This is a genomic window from Burkholderia sp. BCC1644, assembly GCF_902833225.1.
Classification (GTDB): domain Bacteria; phylum Pseudomonadota; class Gammaproteobacteria; order Burkholderiales; family Burkholderiaceae; genus Burkholderia.
This window is the reverse complement of sequence record NZ_CADFEI010000090.1, coordinates 1-217: the sequence shown is the minus strand read 5'-3', so window position 1 is coordinate 217 and position 217 is coordinate 1. Positions and strand designations below refer to the sequence as shown.

The 217-nt window shown below is 56.2% G+C and carries 1 tRNA gene; it reads left to right on the top strand.

What is annotated here, in order from left to right:
* The first annotated feature begins 13 nt into the window (after positions 1-13).
* Positions 14-100: transfer RNA gene (locus HWX87_RS37855), tRNA-Leu, on the top strand.
* The last annotated feature ends 117 nt before the right edge of the window (positions 101-217 follow it).

Here is a 217-nt window from a genome sequence, read left to right as displayed (position 1 = left end):
GCAAGCGAAACGTGCCCAGGTGGCGGAATTGGTAGACGCACTAGGTTCAGGTCCTAGCGGTGGCAACATCGTGGAGGTTCGAGTCCTCTCCTGGGCACCATCTGTTTTCTGAAAAAGGTCGGCTTTTAGCCGGCCTTTTTCTTTTCCGGCTCCGGAATCGATCCGGTCGCGCTTGCGACATCACCATATCTCCCACTCCCGTGGGACTTCATCCTTC